21 protein-coding genes and 1 pseudogene are annotated in these 19,793 nt (G+C 56.8%); 13 read left to right on the top strand and 9 right to left on the bottom strand.

Annotated elements, in window-relative coordinates:
* The first annotated feature begins 15 nt into the window (after positions 1-15).
* The 8 genes from rbfA to mtr all read left to right on the top strand — a co-directional run bounded on the left by rbfA (position 16) and on the right by mtr (position 8,631).
* Complete coding sequence (rbfA, locus tag IM273_RS00595) at positions 16-420, top strand: 30S ribosome-binding factor RbfA (protein ID WP_041907887.1); 405 nt, start codon at positions 16-18, stop codon at positions 418-420.
* Entirely contained in the window at positions 420-1,370 is a 951-nt protein-coding gene (truB, locus tag IM273_RS00590) for a tRNA pseudouridine(55) synthase TruB (protein WP_028014548.1), read from the top strand. The genes rbfA and truB overlap by 1 nt, the downstream gene beginning before the upstream one ends.
* A 154-nt stretch (positions 1,371-1,524) precedes the next feature.
* Positions 1,525-1,794 carry a 30S ribosomal protein S15 gene (gene rpsO / locus IM273_RS00585; RefSeq protein WP_003861789.1) on the top strand — a complete coding sequence of 90 codons (270 nt, stop codon included), beginning with the start codon at positions 1,525-1,527 and terminating at the stop codon, positions 1,792-1,794.
* Positions 1,795-2,036: 242 nt separating this feature from the next.
* Positions 2,037-4,175, top strand: coding sequence for a polyribonucleotide nucleotidyltransferase (pnp, locus tag IM273_RS00580; RefSeq protein WP_028014547.1), 2,139 nt, complete (start codon positions 2,037-2,039; stop codon positions 4,173-4,175).
* A 108-nt stretch (positions 4,176-4,283) separates the two neighbouring features.
* The gene (gene nlpI, locus IM273_RS00575; RefSeq protein WP_028014546.1) at positions 4,284-5,168 is read left to right on the top strand and encodes a lipoprotein NlpI; all 885 of its coding nucleotides are present in this window, start codon (positions 4,284-4,286) and stop codon (positions 5,166-5,168) included.
* A 107-nt stretch (positions 5,169-5,275) separates the two neighbouring features.
* A complete protein-coding gene (gene yrbN, locus IM273_RS22700) occupies positions 5,276-5,356 on the top strand; it encodes a protein YrbN (RefSeq protein WP_100122156.1) in 81 nt (26 codons plus the stop codon).
* A complete protein-coding gene (locus IM273_RS00565) occupies positions 5,349-7,244 on the top strand; it encodes a DEAD/DEAH family ATP-dependent RNA helicase (RefSeq protein ID WP_041907893.1) in 1,896 nt (631 codons plus the stop codon). The genes yrbN and IM273_RS00565 overlap by 8 nt, the downstream gene beginning before the upstream one ends.
* A gap of 142 nt (positions 7,245-7,386) precedes the next feature.
* Positions 7,387-8,631 (top strand): tryptophan permease, encoded by a 1,245-nt coding sequence (mtr, locus tag IM273_RS00560; protein WP_028014544.1) that lies wholly within the window; start codon positions 7,387-7,389, stop codon positions 8,629-8,631.
* A gap of 84 nt (positions 8,632-8,715) precedes the next feature.
* Here mtr and IM273_RS00555 read toward each other — a convergent pair whose 3' ends face one another.
* The 3 genes from IM273_RS00555 to IM273_RS00545 all read right to left on the bottom strand — a co-directional run bounded on the left by IM273_RS00555 (position 8,716) and on the right by IM273_RS00545 (position 11,683).
* The gene (locus tag IM273_RS00555; RefSeq protein ID WP_048956698.1) at positions 8,716-9,723 is read right to left on the bottom strand and encodes a luciferase-like monooxygenase; all 1,008 of its coding nucleotides are present in this window, start codon (positions 9,721-9,723) and stop codon (positions 8,716-8,718) included.
* A gap of 78 nt (positions 9,724-9,801) precedes the next feature.
* Entirely contained in the window at positions 9,802-10,680 is an 879-nt protein-coding gene (locus tag IM273_RS00550) for a U32 family peptidase (protein ID WP_041907896.1), read from the bottom strand.
* Between the two features lie 7 nt (positions 10,681-10,687).
* A complete protein-coding gene (locus IM273_RS00545) occupies positions 10,688-11,683 on the bottom strand; it encodes a peptidase U32 family protein (protein ID WP_014885366.1) in 996 nt (331 codons plus the stop codon).
* A gap of 211 nt (positions 11,684-11,894) precedes the next feature.
* On the opposite strand from IM273_RS00545, the gene IM273_RS00540 reads away from it, so the two are divergent.
* Together IM273_RS00540 and IM273_RS00535 are read left to right on the top strand one after the other, a co-directional pair.
* Complete coding sequence (locus IM273_RS00540) at positions 11,895-12,419, top strand: SCP2 domain-containing protein (protein ID WP_193050499.1); 525 nt, start codon at positions 11,895-11,897, stop codon at positions 12,417-12,419.
* A complete protein-coding gene (locus tag IM273_RS00535) occupies positions 12,413-12,916 on the top strand; it encodes a GNAT family N-acetyltransferase (protein ID WP_028014540.1) in 504 nt (167 codons plus the stop codon). The genes IM273_RS00540 and IM273_RS00535 overlap by 7 nt, the downstream gene beginning before the upstream one ends.
* Here IM273_RS00535 and IM273_RS00530 read toward each other — a convergent pair.
* Positions 12,903-13,232 carry a GIY-YIG nuclease family protein gene (locus tag IM273_RS00530; RefSeq protein WP_045260079.1) on the bottom strand — a complete coding sequence of 110 codons (330 nt, stop codon included), beginning with the start codon at positions 13,230-13,232 and terminating at the stop codon, positions 12,903-12,905. The two genes, IM273_RS00535 and IM273_RS00530, sit on opposite strands and share 14 nt — an antisense overlap.
* A 14-nt stretch (positions 13,233-13,246) precedes the next feature.
* Here IM273_RS00530 and IM273_RS00525 point away from each other — a divergent pair, with 14 nt between their 5' ends.
* Positions 13,247-13,681, top strand: a complete 435-nt coding sequence (locus IM273_RS00525; protein WP_047364709.1) for a YhbP family protein — start codon at positions 13,247-13,249, stop codon at positions 13,679-13,681.
* Here IM273_RS00525 and IM273_RS00520 read toward each other — a convergent pair.
* Entirely contained in the window at positions 13,661-14,179 is a 519-nt protein-coding gene (locus IM273_RS00520; RefSeq protein ID WP_028014537.1) for a type 1 glutamine amidotransferase domain-containing protein, read from the bottom strand. The genes IM273_RS00525 and IM273_RS00520 overlap by 21 nt on opposite strands.
* A gap of 128 nt (positions 14,180-14,307) precedes the next feature.
* Between IM273_RS00520 and IM273_RS00515 the strand changes: the two are divergent.
* Both IM273_RS00515 and IM273_RS00510 read left to right on the top strand, forming a co-directional pair.
* Positions 14,308-14,952, top strand: a pseudogene (locus IM273_RS00515) (NAD(P)H-binding protein).
* 40 nt (positions 14,953-14,992) lie between these two features.
* Entirely contained in the window at positions 14,993-16,030 is a 1,038-nt protein-coding gene (locus IM273_RS00510) for a permease (RefSeq protein ID WP_193050501.1), read from the top strand.
* Between the two features lie 49 nt (positions 16,031-16,079).
* Here the strand turns inward: IM273_RS00510 and dolP are convergent, their stop codons facing one another.
* From dolP to IM273_RS00490, 4 genes are read right to left on the bottom strand one after another with little or no spacing between them, the layout of a single operon-like run.
* Complete coding sequence (dolP, locus tag IM273_RS00505; RefSeq protein WP_028014534.1) at positions 16,080-16,655, bottom strand: division/outer membrane stress-associated lipid-binding lipoprotein; 576 nt, start codon at positions 16,653-16,655, stop codon at positions 16,080-16,082.
* Positions 16,656-16,664: 9 nt separating this feature from the next.
* The gene (gene diaA, locus IM273_RS00500) at positions 16,665-17,255 is read right to left on the bottom strand and encodes a DnaA initiator-associating protein DiaA (RefSeq protein ID WP_003861754.1); all 591 of its coding nucleotides are present in this window, start codon (positions 17,253-17,255) and stop codon (positions 16,665-16,667) included.
* Positions 17,256-17,276: 21 nt separating this feature from the next.
* Entirely contained in the window at positions 17,277-17,672 is a 396-nt protein-coding gene (locus IM273_RS00495; protein ID WP_028014533.1) for a YraN family protein, read from the bottom strand.
* The gene (locus IM273_RS00490) at positions 17,630-19,777 is read right to left on the bottom strand and encodes a penicillin-binding protein activator (RefSeq protein ID WP_193050503.1); all 2,148 of its coding nucleotides are present in this window, start codon (positions 19,775-19,777) and stop codon (positions 17,630-17,632) included. The genes IM273_RS00495 and IM273_RS00490 overlap by 43 nt, the downstream gene beginning before the upstream one ends.
* Positions 19,778-19,793 lie beyond the last annotated feature (16 nt).

Raw genomic sequence — 19,793 nt, 5'->3', positions numbered from 1 at the left:
TCTGGAGAATTTATTATGGCGAAAGAATTTGGTCGCCCACAGCGCGTGGCGCAGGAGATGCAGAAAGAGATCGCACTCATCCTGCAACGCGAAATCAAAGATCCGCGTATCGGTATGATGACCACCGTCTCTGGCGTGGAAATGTCTCGTGACCTGGCCTATGCCAAAGTGTTCGTGACCTTCCTGAACGATCAGGACGAAGCGGCGGTTAAAAACGGCATTAAAGCACTGCAGGAAGCCTCTGGTTTCATCCGCTCTCTGCTCGGCAAAGCGATGCGCCTGCGTATTGTTCCCGAGCTGACCTTCTTCTACGACAACTCGCTGGTCGAAGGTATGCGCATGTCCAACCTGGTGACCAGCGTGGTGAAACATGACGACGAACGTCGTGTTAACCCGACGGACGACAGCAAGGAGGACTGATGAGTCGTCCTCGTCGTCGCGGTCGCGACGTGCATGGCGTGCTGCTGCTGGATAAACCACAGGGTGCATCCAGCAACGACGTGCTGCAAAAAGTGAAGCGTATTTATAACGCTAACCGTGCGGGCCACACCGGCGCACTGGATCCGCTGGCGACCGGCATGCTGCCGATTTGCCTGGGTGAAGCGACAAAGTTTTCCCAGTACCTGCTCGATTCCGATAAACGCTACCGCGTTATCGCTAAGCTGGGCCAGCGTACGGATACTTCCGACGCGGATGGTCAGGTGGTGGAAGAGCGCCCGGTGACCTTCAGCGCCGAACAGCTTGATGCGGCCCTGGAGAGCTTCCGCGGAGACACGATGCAGGTGCCATCGATGTATTCGGCGCTGAAATATCAGGGCAAGAAGCTCTACGAATATGCGCGCCAGGGAATTGACGTCCCGCGCGAAGCGCGTCCGATAACCGTGTATGAGCTGCTGTTCATTCGCCACGAAGGTGACGAGCTGGAGCTGGAAGTCCACTGTTCGAAAGGGACCTATATTCGCACCATCATCGACGACCTGGGTGAAAAGCTGGGCTGCGGTGCGCATGTGATTTATCTGCGTCGTCTGGCGGTCAGTAAATATCCGGTGGAACGCATGGTGACGCTTGAGCAGCTGCGCGCGCTGGCTGAACAGGCACAAGCGCAGGGAGTGGAACCAGCAGATTTGCTGGATCCATTGCTGATGCCAATGGACAGTCCGGCAGCGGACTTCCCGATCGTTAATCTTCCTTTAACATCGTCCGTTTACTTTAAAAACGGAAACCCGGTTCGTACGACGGATGCGCCGCTGGATGGACTGGTACGCGTGACGGAAGGTGACGAAGGGAAATTCATCGGTATGGGCGAAATGGACGGTGAAGGGCGCGTTGCGCCGCGTCGTCTGGTCGTCGAATATCCGGTCGACGCGTGACGGTGATTACGCCTCACCTTGCGATAAGCAGGGGAGACGAGTAGAATATCGCCGCTTAACGCCCGGTAAATTGTTTAACAATCTGCGGGGCGTACATGGGGTCGCTGAATTAGAGATCGGCACCCTTACATTTTTTATACTTTGGAGTTTGAAAATGTCTCTAAGCGTTGAAGCTAAAGCTAAAATCGTTTCTGAGTTTGGTCGTGGTACTAACGACAGCGGTTCTACCGAAGTTCAGGTTGCACTGCTGACTGCACAGATTAACCACCTGCAGGGTCACTTTGCAGAGCACAAAAAAGATCACCACAGCCGTCGTGGTCTGCTGCGCATGGTTTCTCAGCGTCGTAAACTGCTCGACTACCTGAAGCGTAAAGATGTTGCACGCTACACCGCGCTGATCGAGCGTCTGGGTCTGCGTCGCTAAGTCTTGCGAGTTTCAGAAAAGGGGGCCTGATGGCCCCTTTTTTCAACCAGACGGCAGCAATTCAATGGAAACTATTGTATTGTTGCTATAAATGATCTTCATTGCAGAGGTTCGCGCGGCTAATGAGAGGCTTCACCCATGGGGGTGTCGGTTGTCATTAGTCGCGAGGATGCGAAGAAGGTCGGGTTAAATCGACAGCACGCCGGCGGTGTGCTGTCATACATTTAAGAAAGGATAGAATTTTGCTGAATCCGATCGTTCGTAAATTCCAGTATGGTCAACATACCGTCACGCTGGAAACCGGCATGATGGCACGCCAGGCGACTGCTGCCGTTATGGTAAGCATGGATGACACCGCGGTATTCGTGACCGTTGTGGGCCAGAAAAAAGCTAAACCAGGTCAAGACTTCTTCCCGCTGACCGTTAACTACCAGGAGCGTACCTACGCTGCCGGTAAAATCCCGGGTGGCTTCTTCCGTCGTGAAGGCCGTCCAAGCGAAGGCGAAACCCTGATCGCGCGTCTGATTGACCGCCCGGTTCGTCCGCTGTTCCCGGAAGGCTTCGTTAACGAAGTGCAGGTTATTGCGACCGTTGTTTCCGTTAACCCACAGGTTAACCCGGACATCGTTGCGATGATCGGTGCCTCCGCTGCCCTGTCACTGTCTGGTATTCCATTCAATGGCCCAATCGGTGCCGCGCGCGTCGGTTACATCAATGACCAGTACGTGCTGAACCCAACTCAGGAAGAGCTGAAAGAAAGTAAGCTGGACCTGGTTGTTGCCGGTACTGAAGCGGCTGTGCTGATGGTTGAATCCGAAGCTGAACTGCTGAGCGAAGACCAGATGCTGGGCGCTGTGGTGTTCGGTCATGAGCAGCAGCAGATTGTTATCCAGAACATCAACGACCTGGTGAAAGAAGCCGGTAAGCCACGTTGGGACTGGCAGCCAGAAGCAGCAAACGATGCGCTGAACGCACGCGTTGCGGCACTGGCAGAATCTCGTCTGAGCGACGCTTACCGCATCACCGACAAACAGGAGCGTTACGCTCAGGTTGACGCGATCAAATCTGAAGTAACCGCGACCCTGGTTGCCGAAGACGAAACGCTGGACGCTAACGAAATTGGCGAAATTCTGCACGCTATCGAGAAAAACGTTGTTCGTAGCCGCGTACTGGCAGGCGAGCCGCGTATCGATGGCCGTGAAAAAGACATGATTCGTGGTCTGGACGTACGCACTGGCGTACTGCCGCGTACTCACGGTTCTGCGCTGTTCACCCGTGGTGAAACGCAGGCGCTTGTTACCGCAACCCTGGGTACCGCACGTGACGCGCAGATCATCGACGAACTGATGGGCGAGCGTACTGACAACTTCCTGTTCCACTACAACTTCCCTCCGTACTCTGTGGGCGAAACCGGTATGGTTGGCTCACCGAAGCGTCGTGAAATTGGTCACGGTCGTCTGGCGAAGCGCGGCGTGCTGGCAGTGATGCCGGAAGCTGACAAATTCCCGTACACCGTTCGCGTGGTTTCTGAAATCACCGAATCCAACGGTTCTTCTTCCATGGCTTCCGTGTGTGGTGCCTCTCTGGCGCTGATGGATGCGGGCGTGCCGATCAAAGCCGCCGTTGCGGGTATCGCAATGGGTTTGGTGAAAGAAGGCGACAACTTCGTTGTTCTGTCTGACATTCTGGGTGACGAAGACCACCTGGGTGATATGGACTTCAAAGTAGCGGGTTCCCGCGACGGTATCTCTGCCCTGCAGATGGATATCAAAATTGAAGGTATCACCAAAGAGATCATGCAGGTTGCTCTGAACCAGGCTAAAGGTGCGCGTCTGCACATCCTGGGCGTGATGGAACAGGCTATCAACGCGCCACGCGGTGATATCTCTGAATTCGCTCCGCGTATTCACACCATCAAGATCAATCCAGACAAGATCAAAGATGTTATCGGTAAGGGCGGTTCTGTTATCCGCGCGCTGACCGAAGAGACCGGCACCACCATCGAAATCGAAGATGACGGTACTGTGAAGATCGCAGCAACCGACGGCGAGAAAGCGAAATTCGCGATCCGTCGCATCGAAGAAATCACTGCTGAAATCGAAGTGGGCCGCGTCTACGCGGGTAAAGTGACCCGTATCGTTGACTTTGGTGCGTTCGTTGCCATCGGTGGCGGTAAAGAAGGTCTGGTTCACATCTCTCAGATCGCTGACAAGCGCGTTGAGAAAGTGACCGATTACCTGCAGATGGGTCAGGAAGTGCCGGTTAAGGTTCTGGAAGTTGACCGTCAGGGCCGTATCCGTCTGAGCATTAAAGAAGCAACCGAGCAGTCTCAACCTGCTGCGGCACCGGAAGCTCCGGCTGCTGAACAGCAAGGCGAGTAAGTTGCCATTTGCCCTCCGCTTTGCGGAGGGCCTGTTATCAGGCAGGACGCCTTGTTAAGCCGCCGGGGGACAGGACGTTCATCCAATAGTTGTCTTCGGGAGTGGGAAATGAAGCCTTTTTTGCGCTGGTGTTTCGTTGCGACAGCTTTAACGCTGGCAGGATGCAGCAACTCTGCCTGGCGTAAGAGCGAAGTCCTCGCAGTGCCATTGCAACCGACTTTGCAGCAGGAAGTGATTCTGGCACGCATGGAACAAATACTTGCCAGTCGGGCTTTAACCGATGACGAACGCGCACAGCTTTTATATGAGCGCGGAGTGTTGTATGATAGTCTCGGTCTGAGGGCATTAGCGCGAAATGATTTTTCACAAGCGCTGGCTATCCGACCTGATATGCCTGAAGTATTCAATTACTTAGGCATTTATTTAACGCAGGCAGGCAATTTTGATGCTGCCTATGAAGCGTTTGATTCTGTACTTGAGCTTGATCCAACTTACAACTACGCGCACTTGAATCGCGGTATCGCATTGTATTACGGCGGTCGTGATAAGTTAGCGCAAGATGATCTGCTGGCGTTTTATCAAGACGATCCTAATGATCCTTTCCGTAGCCTGTGGCTTTACATCGTTGAGCGGAAGCTCGATGAGAAGCAGGCAAAAGAAGCACTACAACAGCGCTTCGAGAAATCGGATAAGGAACAGTGGGGATGGAACATTGTCGAGTTCTACCTGGGCAACATTAGCGAAGCAACGCTGATGGAACGCCTCAAGGCGGACGCAACGGATAACACCTCGCTCGCTGAGCATCTCAGTGAAACCAACTTCTATTTAGGTAAGTACTACCTAAGTCTGGGGGATATGGACAGCGCTACGGCACTGTTCAAATTAGCGGTTGCTAACAACGTACATAACTTCGTTGAGCACCGTTATGCATTGTTGGAATTATCGCTCTTGGGCCAGGAGCAAGACGACCTGGCAGAATCGGACCAGCAATAGCTGACGACATAAACATCAGCCCGTAATCTTTTGATTGCCATCACCTTCACTGGTGAGGGCGTTGTTGTTCGTCAATACACCTACTTTGAGCCGGTTCACACTTTTCAATGAAAATTGCTAATCATTTTCACGATGAGCTAAGTAGACTGGCCGCCATTGACATTGAGGCACTCGTACTACATGGCTGAATTCGAAACCACTTTTGCAGATCTGGGCCTGAAGGCTCCTATCCTTGAAGCCCTTAACGATCTGGGTTACGAAAAACCATCTCCGATCCAGGCAGAATGTATCCCGCATCTGCTTTCTGGTCGTGACGTGCTGGGCATGGCCCAGACTGGTAGCGGTAAAACTGCAGCGTTCTCGCTGCCGCTGCTGAACAACATCGATCCGGACCTGCGTGCACCGCAGATCCTCGTCCTGGCTCCAACTCGTGAACTGGCTGTTCAGGTTGCTGAAGCAATGACGGAATTCTCTAAACATATGCGCGGCGTAAACGTGGTAGCCCTATACGGCGGCCAGCGTTATGACGTGCAGTTACGCGCCCTGCGCCAGGGCCCACAGATTGTCGTCGGTACGCCGGGCCGTCTGCTGGATCACCTGAAGCGCGGTACTCTGGACCTCTCTAAACTGAGCGGCCTGGTACTGGATGAAGCAGATGAAATGCTGCGTATGGGCTTCATCGAAGACGTAGAAACCATCATGGCGCAGATCCCGGAAGGTCACCAGACCGCTCTGTTCTCTGCAACCATGCCAGAAGCGATCCGTCGCATTACCCGCCGCTTCATGAAAGAGCCGCAGGAAGTGCGTATTCAGTCCAGCGTGACCACTCGCCCGGACATCAGCCAGAGCTACTGGTCCGTGTACGGCATGCGCAAAAACGAAGCGCTGGTCCGTTTCCTGGAAGCGGAAGATTTTGATGCGGCGATTATCTTCGTGCGTACCAAAAATGCGACCCTGGAAGTGGCTGAAGCGCTGGAGCGTAACGGCTACAACAGCGCAGCGCTGAACGGCGACATGAACCAGGCCCTGCGTGAGCAGACGCTGGAGCGTCTGAAAGACGGTCGTCTGGATATCCTGATTGCAACCGACGTGGCAGCACGTGGTCTGGACGTTGAGCGTATCAGCCTGGTTGTAAACTACGACATCCCGATGGACTCCGAGTCTTACGTTCACCGTATCGGTCGTACCGGTCGTGCGGGTCGTGCTGGCCGTGCGCTGCTGTTCGTTGAGAACCGCGAGCGTCGTCTGCTGCGCAACATTGAACGCACCATGAAGCTGACCATTCCAGAAGCCGACCTGCCAAACGCAGACCTGCTGGGCAAACGCCGTCTGGAAAAATTCGCCGCCAAAGTACAGCAGCAGCTGGAAAGCAGCGATCTGGATCAGTATCGCGCGCTGCTGTCGCAGATCCAGCCTGTTGCTGAAGGCGAAGAGCTGGACATGGAAACCCTGGCCGCAGCACTGCTGAAAATGGCTCAGGGCGAACGTAGCCTGATCGTGCCACCAGATGCGCCGATGCGTCCTAAGCGTGAGTTCCGTGACCGTGACGATCGTTTCGAACGTCGTGGCGACCGTAACGATCGTGGCCCACGTGGTGACCGTCCAGAGCGTGGTGGTGAAGATCGTCCACGTCGTGAACGTCGCGACGCAGGTGACATGGAACTGTACCGCATTGAAGTGGGCCGTGATGATGGTGTTGAAGTTCGTCACATCGTTGGCGCGATTGCTAACGAAGGCGACATCAGCAGCCGTTACATTGGTAACATCAAGCTGTTCGCATCCCACTCTACCATCGAACTGCCAAAAGGCATGCCGGGCGAAGTACTGCAGCACTTTACTCGCACCCGCATCCTGAACAAGCCGATGAACATGCAGCTGCTGGGCGATGCGCAGCCACGTCCTGACCGCGGTGGCGAACGTCGTGGCGGTGGTCGCGGTTTCGGCGGCGAGCGTCGTGAAGGCGGTCGCAGTGAAGGTCGCGGTGGTGAAGGTCGTCGTTTCTCCGGCGAGCGCCGCGAAAGCCGTGGCCCACGTCGTGAAGAAGGCACCAGCCGTCGTCGTTTCGGTGACGCGTAAGCCTTTCGCTTCTGACGTAAAGTAAAATATACAGCCCCGATACACGCTATCGGGGCTTTTTTTATTCCCTTTGTACTCTTGTACTGGTACAGTGCATCACACTAAAATGCAGAACCGCATGATTAACTGGAGAAAAGGCTGTATGGCGACACTAACCACCACCCAAACGTCACCTTCGCTGCTTGGCGGCGTGGTGATCATCGGCGGAACCATTATAGGTGCCGGGATGTTTTCCCTGCCCGTGGTCATGTCCGGTGCGTGGTTCTTCTGGTCGCTGGCGGCGCTGGTGTTCACCTGGTTCTGCATGCTGCATTCCGGCCTGATGATCCTTGAAGCGAACCTGAACTACCGCATTGGCTCCAGCTTCGACACCATCACCAAAGATCTGCTGGGCAAAGGCTGGAACCTGGTGAACGGTCTTTCCATCGCATTTGTGCTTTACATCCTGACCTATGCGTACATCTCTGCAAGCGGCTCGATTCTGCATCACACTTTTTCGGAGATGTCGCTGAACGTTCCGGCGCGTCTGGCCGGGCTTTGCTTTGCGCTGGGCGTGGCGTTTATCGTCTGGATGAGCACCAAAGCGGTGAGCCGCATGACGGCCATCGTGCTGGGCGCTAAGGTCATCACCTTCTTCCTGACCTTCGGCAGCCTGCTGGGGCACGTGACGCCCGCCACGCTGTTTAACGTTGCCGAAGTGAATACCTCCTACACGCCGTATCTGCTAATGACCCTGCCGTTCTGCCTGGCGTCGTTCGGCTACCACGGCAACGTGCCGAGCCTGATGAAGTACTACGGTAAGGATCCGCGCACCATCGTGAAGTGCCTGGTCTACGGCACGCTGCTGGCGCTTGGGCTGTATGTGATTTGGCTGCTGGGAACAATGGGCAACATCCCGCGCCCGGAGTTTATCGGCATTGCGCAAAAGGGCGGTAACATTGACGTGCTGGTGCAGGCGCTGAGCGGCGTGCTGAACAGCCGCAGCCTGGATCTGCTGCTGGTGGTCTTCTCCAACTTTGCGGTGGCGAGCTCTTTCCTCGGCGTGACGCTGGGCCTGTTTGACTACCTGGCGGATCTGTTTGGCTTTGACGATTCTGCGATGGGGCGTTTCAAGACGGCGCTGCTGACCTTCCTGCCGCCGATTGTCGGTGGTCTGCTGTGGCCGAACGGGTTCCTCTATGCCATCGGCTATGCAGGGCTGGCGGCCACCATCTGGGCGGCGATTGTGCCGGCGCTGCTGGCACGTAAATCACGTAAACGCTTCGGCAGCCCGAAATTCCGCGTCTGGGGCGGTAAACCGATGATTGCGCTGATCCTGGTATTTGGGGTGGGTAACGCGCTGGTTCACGTGCTGTCGAGCTTTAACCTGTTGCCTGTGTACCAGTAAACATATTGCCCGGTGGCGCTACGCTTACCGGGCCTACAGGAACCGCGTAGGCCGGATAAGGCGAAGCCGCCATCCGGCAAAAAACTACCCCACCAATTCTTCTTTCACCTGCATCGCCAGGTCAAACGAATGCAAACGCGCCTGGTGATCGAAAATCTGGCCGTTGACCATAATTTCATCCGCCTGCGTTTCACGCAGCACTGCTTCCAGCCCGTGACGCACTTTTGCCTTATCACCCACCAGCGACATGCTCAACGCCTGCTGCACGCCATACTGCTCGGAGGCCGACCACAGCTGATGCATATTTTCCACCGGAGGCGGCAACTGGCCCGTCTCGCCGCGGCGCAGCTTCACAAACGCCTGCTGCATAGAGGTAAACAGGAATTCCGCGTCGCGATTGCTGTCAGCGGCAATGATGTTGATACACACCATCGCGTACGGCTTTTCCAGACGCTCGGACGGTTTGAAGTTCGTACGGTAGAGGTGCAGCGCCTGATGCAGCATATCCGGCGCGAAGTGGGAGGCGAACGCGAACGGCAGCCCCAGCTGCGCGGCGAGCTGCGCGCTATACAGGCTCGAGCCTAACAGCCACACCGGGATCTTCTCGCCATAGCCCGGCACCGGGCGCACGTGCGGGTTCGGATCGCGTGCGTCGAACCAGTCCACCAGTTCCGCCACGTCGCGCGGGAAGTTATCGATATCGCCGCTCATATGGCGGCGCAGGGCGCGCATGGTCGGCTGGTCGCTGCCTGGCGCGCGGCCAAGCCCCAGGTCAATACGGCCCGGATAGAGGGTATTAAGCGTCCCGAACTGCTCGGCTATCACCAGCGGGGCGTGGTTCGGCAGCATCACGCCACCGGAGCCAAGGTGCAAAGTGGTGGTATTCGCTGCCAGGTAGCCAATCAGCACCGATGTAGCGGCGCTGGCAATGCCGACCATGTTGTGATGTTCTGCCAGCCAGTAGCGGTGATAGCCACGCTTTTCGGCCAGCTGAGCCAGATCGAGAGAGTGCGTGAAGGCTTCTCTTGCCGAGGAGCCTTGTGGGATCGGCGCCAGATCCAGCACCGAAAACGGAAGGGTTTTGTCAGTCATAACAGCTCACTTTGTCGACGGTCAATCTTTAATACTGCATTAAAAAATGATAACCGTTGTTAACAAAGTGAGCCTTTTTTAGGCCTGAAGTTCCAGCCCGGCCAGACGTTTCCAGTAACCGTTGCAGTCGCTGTTTGCCGCCAGCGGCAGCGGCGACGCGCCGTTTTCGTTAGCGCGGAAGGCGTCCAGCATCGCGAAAACGCTGGTATCCAGCGGCGACAGGCGCACCATGTCCACCAGCCCGTCCATCGACGCCAGCTCGTTGCCGAGGTTATAGACGTAACCGCTCATGGTCTGAATGCCGTTCAGGACAAACACCTGCTGGTTCTCCTGCGACAGCATGCTGCGCCCGTTCGGGTACTTGATGCAGCAGGTTTCACATTCATCTTTCGGGCGGTCTTCCGATCGCGCGGTGAAGCAGCGGGCAGAGTAGGCCAGCGGCAGATGACCGTAGCTCAGCACTTCCACTTCGAACTGATGGCGAATGCCCAGCTCGTCGCACTGATTCAGCAGGTTTGCCAGCCAGTCACGGGAGAGCTCCACCGGCATGCACCAGCGGGTCATTCCCTGTTTGAGCAGCAGGCGCAGGGTGACGGCGTTATAGCAGTTCAGCGCATGGCCTGCGACAAACGGCAGCCTGCGTTCGGCGCACATGTTCACTACCCCCAGGTCGCTCGCTTCCAGCAGAAACTCACCGTTTTCGACGTAGCGCTTCAGCTCGCCCAGTTCGGACGAAGCCTGCACCAGCGCGAGCGTTGACAGCACCACCTGCTTGCCGCTCCCGGCCAGGCTTTTCGCCATCTCCAGCCAGTCGCCCACTTTGGTGGCGCGGCGTTTGCTGCATACTGCTTCACCGAGGTAAATTACATCGGCGCTGCTGGTGGCGGCCTGTTGGTAAAAATCTTCCAGCGTCTCTTTTGGCCAGTAGTAGAGCACCGGCCCTAATGAATATTTCATGGTTATCTCACTGCCATTTACGGTGATACGCGCCCAGCGTGGTTTGCGTGCCTTCGGACATCGATCCGAGCGTCTCCATCCACGCCGCCTGTGGGGCGTAGTTCTGCGGGTCCGCCATGCAGCGGTCGATGGCCTGACGCCACACTTTCGCCACCTGGCTCACATAGGCCGGACTGCGCTGGCGACCTTCAATTTTCACCGAGGCAATATTGGCGGCCAGCAGCTCCGGCAGCAGCTCCAGCGTGTTAAGGCTGGTGGGCTCTTCCAGCGCGTGGTAGCGCTCGCCGTCGACCAGGTAGCGGCCTTTGCACAGCGTCGGATAACCCGCGTTTTCACCGTCCTGATAGCGGTCGATCAGAACTTCATTCAGACGCGACTCCAGCCCCTGCGGGGTCTGCTGCCAGCGGACGAAGCGGGCAGGGGAGCAGGCCCCGACGGTATTCGGCGATTCACCGGTTAAGTAAGAAGAAAGATAGCAACGGCCTTCGGCCATGATGCACAGACTACCAAAGGCAAAAACCTCCAGCGGCACTGGCGTGACGCGCGCGAGTTGCTTAACCTGATGAATAGAGAGCACGCGCGGCAGCACCACGCGAGCGACGTCAAAGTGTTGATGGTAAAAACGCACCGCCTCTTCGTTGGTGGCAGATGCCTGAACAGAGACGTGGCGCTCAATATGCGGATAGCGTTCTGCCGCATACTCAAGCATGGCGAGGTCGGCCAGGATTAACGCATCGGCGCCCAGCTGTGCTGCCATGTCCACCGCGCGCTGCCAGCGGGCGTAACCGTCAGGATGGGCAAACGTGTTGATGGCAATATGCAGCTTGCGGCGGTGCTGATGAACGAAGTTAACGGCTTCCTGAAGCTTTTTCTCCGTAAAGTTAAGGCCAGCAAAATGGCGGGCGTTGGTGTCATCTTTCAGCCCGATATAGACCGCATCGGCCCCATTCTCGATGGCCGCCTTAAGCGCCGGAAGGTTTCCGGCAGGGCAGAGCAGCTCCATAAATTATCCTGATGTAGTCGATAGCAAAATTGTTAACGAGCTGGGATTTTAATTAACCCATACGCGACAATTTTTGATTTAAGGCAGCTAATGGCGTATTGATGGCACCAATAATGGGATACGTCCGACGATGGTTTGTTGATTTACGCCGCTATGTTCTGGAACGGATGTGGCAAAATAGCGGGACTATAGCTATCAGGGAGTAAAGCTCGTGCTGGATAAACTGCGTTCACGTCTCGTACAATTCGGTCCATCAATGCTGAGCGTGCCGGTCAGGCTGGCGCCGTTCGCGCTTAAACGCCAGGTGCTGGAGCAGGTCCTGCGCTGGCAGTTCCGTCAGGCGCTGCAGGATGGCGAGCTGGAGTTTCTGGAAGGGCGCTGGTTAAGCATTGAGGTGCGTGACATCGGGCTGCGCTGGTTTACCTCCGTAGAGAACGACCAGCTGATCGTTCGTGAGTCCGCCGAGGCGGACGTGAGCTTTAGCGCCAACGCCAGCGACCTGCTGATGATTGCCGCGCGTAAGCAGGACCCGGACACACTCTTCTTCCAGCGCCGTCTGGTGATTGAGGGCGACACGGAGCTTGGCCTGTACGTTAAGAATTTAATGGATGCCATTGAGCTGGAGCAGATGCCGAAAGCGCTGCGCGTGATGTTGATGCAAATGGCAGATTTCGTTGAGGCGGGGCTGAAATCCCCGCCGGACAGTAAACACACTTCAGTAGGTGAGCCATGCTGATTCGAGTCGAAATAGGGATTGATGCACCGGGTATCGATGCGTTATTACGCCGCGCTTTTGAGAGCGACGCGGAAGCCCAACTGGTCCACGATCTCCGTGAAGACGGCCTGATCACGCTGGGGCTGGTTGCCACCGATGACGAAGGTCAGGTTGTCGGCTATGTTGCCTTCAGCCCGGTGATCGTTCAGGGTGAAGATCTTCAGTGGGTGGGCATGGCACCGCTGGCGGTAGATGAAAACTACCGCGGGCAGGGCCTGGCGCGCCAGCTGGTCTATGAAGGGCTGGACTCGCTGAATGAGTTTGGTTATGCCGCCGTGGTCACGCTGGGCGATCCGGCGTTCTATGGCCGTTTAGGCTTCGAGCAGGCCGCGCATTACGATCTTCGCTGCCGCTGGCCGGGTACCGAATCCGCCTTCCAGGTGCATCGCCTGGCGGATGATGCCCTGAACGGCGTAAATGGTCTGGTGGACTACCACGACCATTTTAATCGCTTTTAATCAGGCTCTCGCGTAGCGCCTCAAAGGAGCCGTCTCCGGTCACGAGGCGCTCCTTCTGGCGCTTCGTTAGCTGCTTAATACGGTACTCCAGCCTGAGTGCCAGCGATCTGTCCCCCACGGCGGCAGAAAAAGCCAGCTGCAGTTCGCCTTTCCCCCGCAGCGCTTTTGCCCCTTTCCCCGTTTGATGTTGTAAAAAACGCCGCGCCACATCGGTGGTGATCCCGGTGTAGAGTGCGTTATCAGCGGTTCGGACAAGATAGAGAAACCAGCACACGGTAAACAGATTCAGTATGTTAAGGTGAACGCACCATAGCATGAGAGAGAGCGAAAATGGAAACACTGGCCGCCATTAACCGCTGGCTGGCAAAGCAGCATGTCGTGACCTGGTGCGTATATAGCGAGGGCGAAATGTGGTGCGCCAACGCCTTTTACTACTACGATCCTGAACGCGTCGCTTTTTACGTCATGAGTGAGGACAAAACGCGGCATGCCCAGATGACCGGCCAGCAGGCAAAAGTGGCGGGCACGGTAAACGGTCAGCCGAAAACGGTCGCGCTGATCCGCGGCGTGCAGTTCAAGGGTGAGATTCGTCGTCTGGAAGGTGAAGAAAGCGACGCACAGCGTAAACGCTACACGCGCCGCTTCCCGGTTGCTGCTGCGCTAAAAGCCCCGGTGTGGGAAATCCGCGTTGATGAGCTGAAATTTACCGACAACACCTTGGGCTTTGGCAAAAAGCTTCACTGGCTACGCGCCGAGCAGGCGTAGCGCTTCGCGGTTAAACGCCGGGAGATCGTCCGGCGTACGGCTGGTGATCAGCTGGTCGTTATCGTTGACCACCTCCTGATCGTAAAACTCGGCCCCTGCGTTTTTCAGATCGATAACGATCGGTTTCACCGCCGTAAGCTTACGCCCGCGGACCACTTCAGCGCTGATCAGCAGCTGCGGGCCGTGGCAGATGGCAAAGACCGGCTTGCCGGTGCCGACGAAGTCACGGGTAAAGGTGACGAAACGCTCGTCCCCGCGCAGGGAATCCGGTGAATGGCCGCCTGGTAACAGCAGGGCGTCGAAATCTGACGGGCTGACGTTATCGATGGACTCATCGATGGTCACGCTGGCTTCGCCCTTGTGGCCCTTCACGGTTTTACCCGCTTCTTTCTCAATGGTGATGACCTCGTGGCCTGCCTTGCGGAATGCCTCAGCTGGCGACGTAAATTCTGAATCTTCAAACTCGTCGGTAATCAAGACTGCGATTTTTTTACCCATGCTTCCTCCGTTGTTTTCGCTTCAGACTGTTTTTTTCCCGTTTGTGGTAAATACTTACCGGTAACAGACTTTTAAGTGTGGTAGAGCAGGTCCAGATCGCAAACGGACAATTCTGTAAAGGGGATAAGATGAGTCAGGTACTGATTACCGGCGCAACCGGGCTGGTGGGGGGACATCTGCTGCGGCTGCTGATCCAGGACCGGCATATCAACTATATTGCCGCCCCGACGCGCCGCCCGCTGTTGGATATCACCGGCGTCTATAACCCGCACGATCCCCAGCTCACCGACGCGCTGGCGCAGGTGCAGGATCCTATAGATATCGCCTTTTGCTGCCTGGGCACGACGCGGCGTGAGGCGGGCAGTAAAGAAGCGTTCGTCCATGCGGACTACACGCTGGTGGTGGATACCGCCCTGACGGCGAAAAAGCTGGGGGCAAAACATTTCCTGGTGGTGAGTTCGCACGGCGCCAGCACCGGCTCACCGTTTTTTTACAATCAGGTGAAGGGCTAAATGGAAGAGGCGCTGATTGCGCAGAAGTGGGAGCGCCTGACAATCGTGCGGCCTTCCATGCTGATGGGCCACCGCGACGAACGGCGTTTTAACGAATCCTTCTTCGCCCCGCTGTTTCGTATCCTGCCGGGTAACTGGAAGTCCATCGAGGCGCGGGACGTCGCGCAGGCGATGCTGAAAGAGGCGCTGGCACCGTCGCAGGAGGGCGTCAATATCATCCCTTCGGCAAAACTGCGTGAAATCGCTCAGGGCGAGGCGTAAACTTCTCCGGCTTATTAAATAACACTCTCCGGGGAATGGTATGACTGGTCAGTCTTCATCTCAGGCGGCAACACCTGTCCAATGGTGGAAGCCCGCACTCTTCTTTCTCGTGGTCATCATTGGCCTCTGGTATGTGAAATGGCAGCCGTACTACGGCAAAGCCTTCACCGCCGCCGAAACGCACAGCATCGGTAAATCTATACTCGCTCAGGCTGATGCCAGCCCGCTGAAGGCGGCATGGGATTACGCCATGGTCTACTTCCTGGCGGTGTGGAAAGCTGCCGTCTTAGGGGTAATCCTGGGATCGCTGATTCAGGTACTTATTCCGCGAAACTGGCTGGTGAAAACACTCGGGCAGCCGCGCTTTCAGGGCACGCTGCTGGGGACGATTTTCTCTCTGCCGGGCATGATGTGCTCCTGCTGTGCCGCACCGGTAGCGGCGGGTATGCGCCGCCAGCGCGTATCCATGGGCGGTGCGCTGGCATTCTGGATGGGGAACCCGCTGCTCAACCCGGCGACGCTGGTGTTTATGGGCTTTGTGCTCGGCTGGCATTTTGCCGCTATCCGTCTGGTTGCCGGGCTGCTGACGGTGCTGGTGGTGGCGACGCTGGTACAAAAACTGGTGAAGGATACTGCCGTCGAACCCGCAGCCGTTGAACTGGACGTCAGCGAACCGCAGGGCGGTTTTTTTGCTCGCTGGGGTAAGGCGTTGTGGCAGCTTTTCTGGAGCACCATTCCGGTCTATATCCTGGCGGTACTGGTTCTGGGCGCGGCGCGCGTCTGGCTCTTCCCGCATGCGGATGGCGCAATCGACAACACGCTGATGTGGGTGATTGCGATGGCCGTTGCAGGCTGCCTGTTTGTGATCCCCACGGCGGCAGAAATTCCGATTGTCCAGACCATGATGCTGGCCGGTATGGGTACCGCACCGGCGCTGGCGCTGCTTATCACCTTGCCGGCAATCAGCCTGCCGTCGCTCATCATGCTGCGTAAGTCTTTCCCGGCGAAAGCGCTGTGGCTGACGGCGGGGCTGGTGGCGTTGAGCGGAGTGATGGTGGGGAGTATTGCGTTGATGTAAAAAAAGCCCGGTGGCGCTCGCGCCTACCGGGCCTTTAGTCAGACGTGGATTACTTAATGTAGGTAAACGCGGTGGTGACGTGCTTCACGCCGCTCACCCGGCTGGCGATATCCGCCGCCGCTTTCCCTTCACGATCGGTCACCAGACCCAGCAGGAACACTTCACCGTTTTCGGTCGTTACTTTTACGTTTGAGGATTTCACCTGGTCTGAACCCAGCAGCTGGGAGCGGACTTTGGTGGTGATCCAGGTGTCAGACGACGCGGTGCCCAGGCTGATTGGCTGACCCTGGCGGATTTCATTGAAGACTTCCGTGGTGCCCTCAACGCCCATTGCGATCTGCTTCGCGCGGCTGGAGAGTTCGGTATTCGGTGCCTGACCCGTCAGCAGGACTTTGCCCTGATAGGCCGTCACGTTGATACGCGCTTCTTTCTTGATTTGTTCGTCTTTCGACAGCGCACTGTTGACCCGCAGCTCCAGCGTACCGTCATCCACCTGCGTTCCCACAGAGCGCGGATCGGTCGCCGCTTTGGTGCCTACTGCGGCAGTACCCACAACGGCCGCAGCGATACATCCCTGAAGCAGTAATGCAGACATAAGGACTGCGAGGGTCGATAAAGCCTTCATAAAAACTCCTTAATCATCCTGGTGAGGGAAAAGCGTGTTATCGATCAAATCGCATAAGCAGTTTACCGTGAGCATATGCATCTCCTGGATACGTGCGCTACGGTGAGACGGAATGCGGATTTCCACATCCTGCGGCCCGAGCAGACCCGCCAGCTCACCGCCGTCATAGCCGGTTAAGGCGACGATGGTCATGTCGCGGGTAACGGCGGCTTCAACGGCTTTGACGATGTCCCGGCTGTTGCCGCGCGTGGAGATCGCCAGCAGCACATCGCCGGCATGCCCCAGGGCGCGCACCTGCTTTGCGTAAATTTCGTCATGCAGACGATCGTTAGCAATCGCTGTTAAGACCACATTATCGGTATTAAGTGCAATGGCAGGTAAACTCGGGCGTTCGGTTTCAAAACGGTTAATCATGCTGGCAGCAAAATGCTGTGCGTTGGCGGCTGAGGTTCCGTTGCCACAACAGAGGATTTTGTTGCCGTTAAGCAGGGATTGCACCAGCGTCATTGCAGCGCGAGAGATCGCGTCCGGAAGGGCTTCCGCCGCGGCAATCTGAGTCTGGATGCTTTCTGTGAAGCACACTTTAATTCTTTCGAGCACGTTATCCCTTTTAAATCTTAATTATGCGTCTTCGCCAAAAGCGTTTTTAAGCCATTCGATCTCATTTCCGGTGAAGGCTATCACATCGAAACGGCAATCCACAGTATCAAAGCTCCCATTATGGCGGGCAAGCCACAAGTGGGCAGTCTGTAATAATTTATGTTGTTTGGCGAGCGTCACGCTGGCGGCAGCACCGCCAAAACGGGAAGACTGTCGAAAGCGGACTTCTACAAACACAATTACCTGACCGTCTTTCATGATCAGATCAATTTCGCCGCCGCGCCCGCGGACGTTGGCGGCGATAAAGCGCAGTCCTTTGCCTTCGAGCCAGCGACGCGCTTTTAACTCCCACGCATCGCCGGTCTCTTTACGGCTTAACTGGCCGGGACGATTTGCCCCTGCTGGTATTTGAGCCATGATAACTTCCTGTTAATCACACAGTCCTGAGTGGCTGTCAGATCGCCGGTGTTGCCGTTAAGTTCAAAGCCCGGCACCTGACGCATCTGGGTAAAGTGGTTTGCCAGCGCCCACGCATCAACACCCATCGCATACAGACGCGCCAGCGAATAGTCGTTACGTACGGAGCTTAGCGCCTGCTGCATCAGCGCCGGGTTGCTGCCCGCCAGCATCGGGATTTCGCTGTACTGCAGGCCGTCCATTTCCAGACGGAAATCCGGGCCTGCGGTGCCCTGTGCGCTGCGGGAGCTGGCGTAGAGCGTTGCACCGCTCTGGCTGCCGTTACGCATCGCGATCATCGGCTTGATAAAGGCGATCTCCTGCGGCGTGGCAACGATATAGGCCGCATCCACTTTACCACCACCGCTTATCTGCGCGTCGGTTGGCGGGGCAGGGATGGTCAGGCCGCCAATGGTCACGCTCTGCTGCTGCGGCAGGCTGGCGGAAACCGGACTGCCGTTAAGCGCGATACCCGCTCCACCGTTAACGCCCGCACGCAGTTCAGAGACGGAACCGAATTTCTGCTGCAGCACGATGCCGCCGCCCAGCTTCTGCCACTCGTCGGCAAAAGCATTAGCCACGCGATCGCCCAGCGTACTGCGCGGGATCAGCAGCAGCGGGGCCTGTTTACCCTGCTCGTGGATATGACGCGCCGCATCGCGGGCTTCATCTTCCGGAGAGAGTGCGAAGTAGCAAATATTGGCCCGGTTCTGAACCTGTTCCGGCTGGTTGAGCGCCAGTACGTTCAACGTGGTATTGCTCTTCATCAGCTCTTCCACGTTGTTTTTCAGCAGCGGGCCGACAACGATGCTTGCCCCGTCCTGCTGAACCTGCGCCAGCACCTGGTCAAGCGGCTTCGAACTGGTGTCGTAGATTTTCAGCTCAGCGCCAGGATTCGCGCTGGCGGTCGCCACGGCCTGCGGCTGAGCGGCAGGTTGTGATGCTGGTTGTGCCGGCTGCTGTTGAGGCTGTTCTGCCGTAGCCTCTGGTGCAGGCGTCGCTTGTGCCTCAACCGGAGCCTGTGCTGCCGGTGCTGCCGTCGCTGGAGGGGTAGTCGGTGCGGTAACCGGATTTTGCATTGTACCCTGCGCCGGGGTTTGTGCGGTGGTCAGGTCACTGGTCTCGGCGGCAGAGGGGCTGACAACGTCGTTCACGTTGGCCGCCTGCGCTGCCTGCACCGGAACCGCACTGCCCGTTACCGGCGTGGTGCCGTTTTTCGCCGCTTCAAAGCCCTGTTGAATCGTACGGCCAAACACTGCCGCCTGGCCATTCAGCGGCAGAAGCAGCGCAATTTTGCTTGTCGACGCAGGCTTAAAGTTCTGCACATTCACCAGTTGGGTTGGCAGCATTTTTGCGCCCGGGTTCTGCGGGTAACGGGTCTGCCAGTCGGTAATACCGGCTTTCAGCATTTTTGGATCGCTGCGGTTGTTAAACCACATCTGCTGCAGATCAAGCCAGCCCTGAAGCACGTTTTCGTCCGCGTTAATGACCAGCGCCTTTGCCTGATCCTGGGTCATCGAGGCAAGCGCCTGCCAGGTGGCATCAATGTTTTTCTGCTTGTCGGCACCGGCGAGCAGCGGCTCCTGGGCAATCAAGGCACGCAGGAGCGTCAGGGAAGGGCGCCCCTGCTCAGCGGTAATGCCCGCCTGCCAGAAGCGCGCCTGCTGGTTTTTATCCAGCGCGCTCAGGTCGATGCTCCCCAGGATCTTTTTCGCGCCATCATAATCTTTCTGCGCGACCTTCAGCTCGGCAGAGAGCAGGCTCTGCTCAAGTTGCTGAGTATCGTTAAGCTCTTTCGGCAGTTGGCCGAACAGCTCGGCAGCCTGCTGGGTTTTGCCCTCTTTCAGCAGTGCACGAATGGCGAGTAATTGCCAGTTGATCCTGGTATCATTTGTACTCTGCGACATTTGTTGCAGATAAAAGCCAGAATCAGCCTGAGCGGAGCCCTGAAGATGGGCGGTGCTCTGGTCAGGTGCCTGGGTGCCACAGCCTGCAAAAATCAGGGCTGCGAGCAGCAGCGGCACGCTGCGCGTGGCTTTTTTTCGAAGAAACGTTAACGGTACCATACTGTATCCAGTGATT

The sequence above is a fragment of the Enterobacter cloacae complex sp. P13B genome, from assembly GCF_014895915.1.
In the GTDB taxonomy this organism is placed as follows: Bacteria; Pseudomonadota; Gammaproteobacteria; order Enterobacterales; family Enterobacteriaceae; genus Enterobacter; species Enterobacter bugandensis.
The sequence above is the reverse complement of the archived record's forward strand: the minus strand, read 5'-3'. Positions and strand labels throughout refer to the sequence as shown.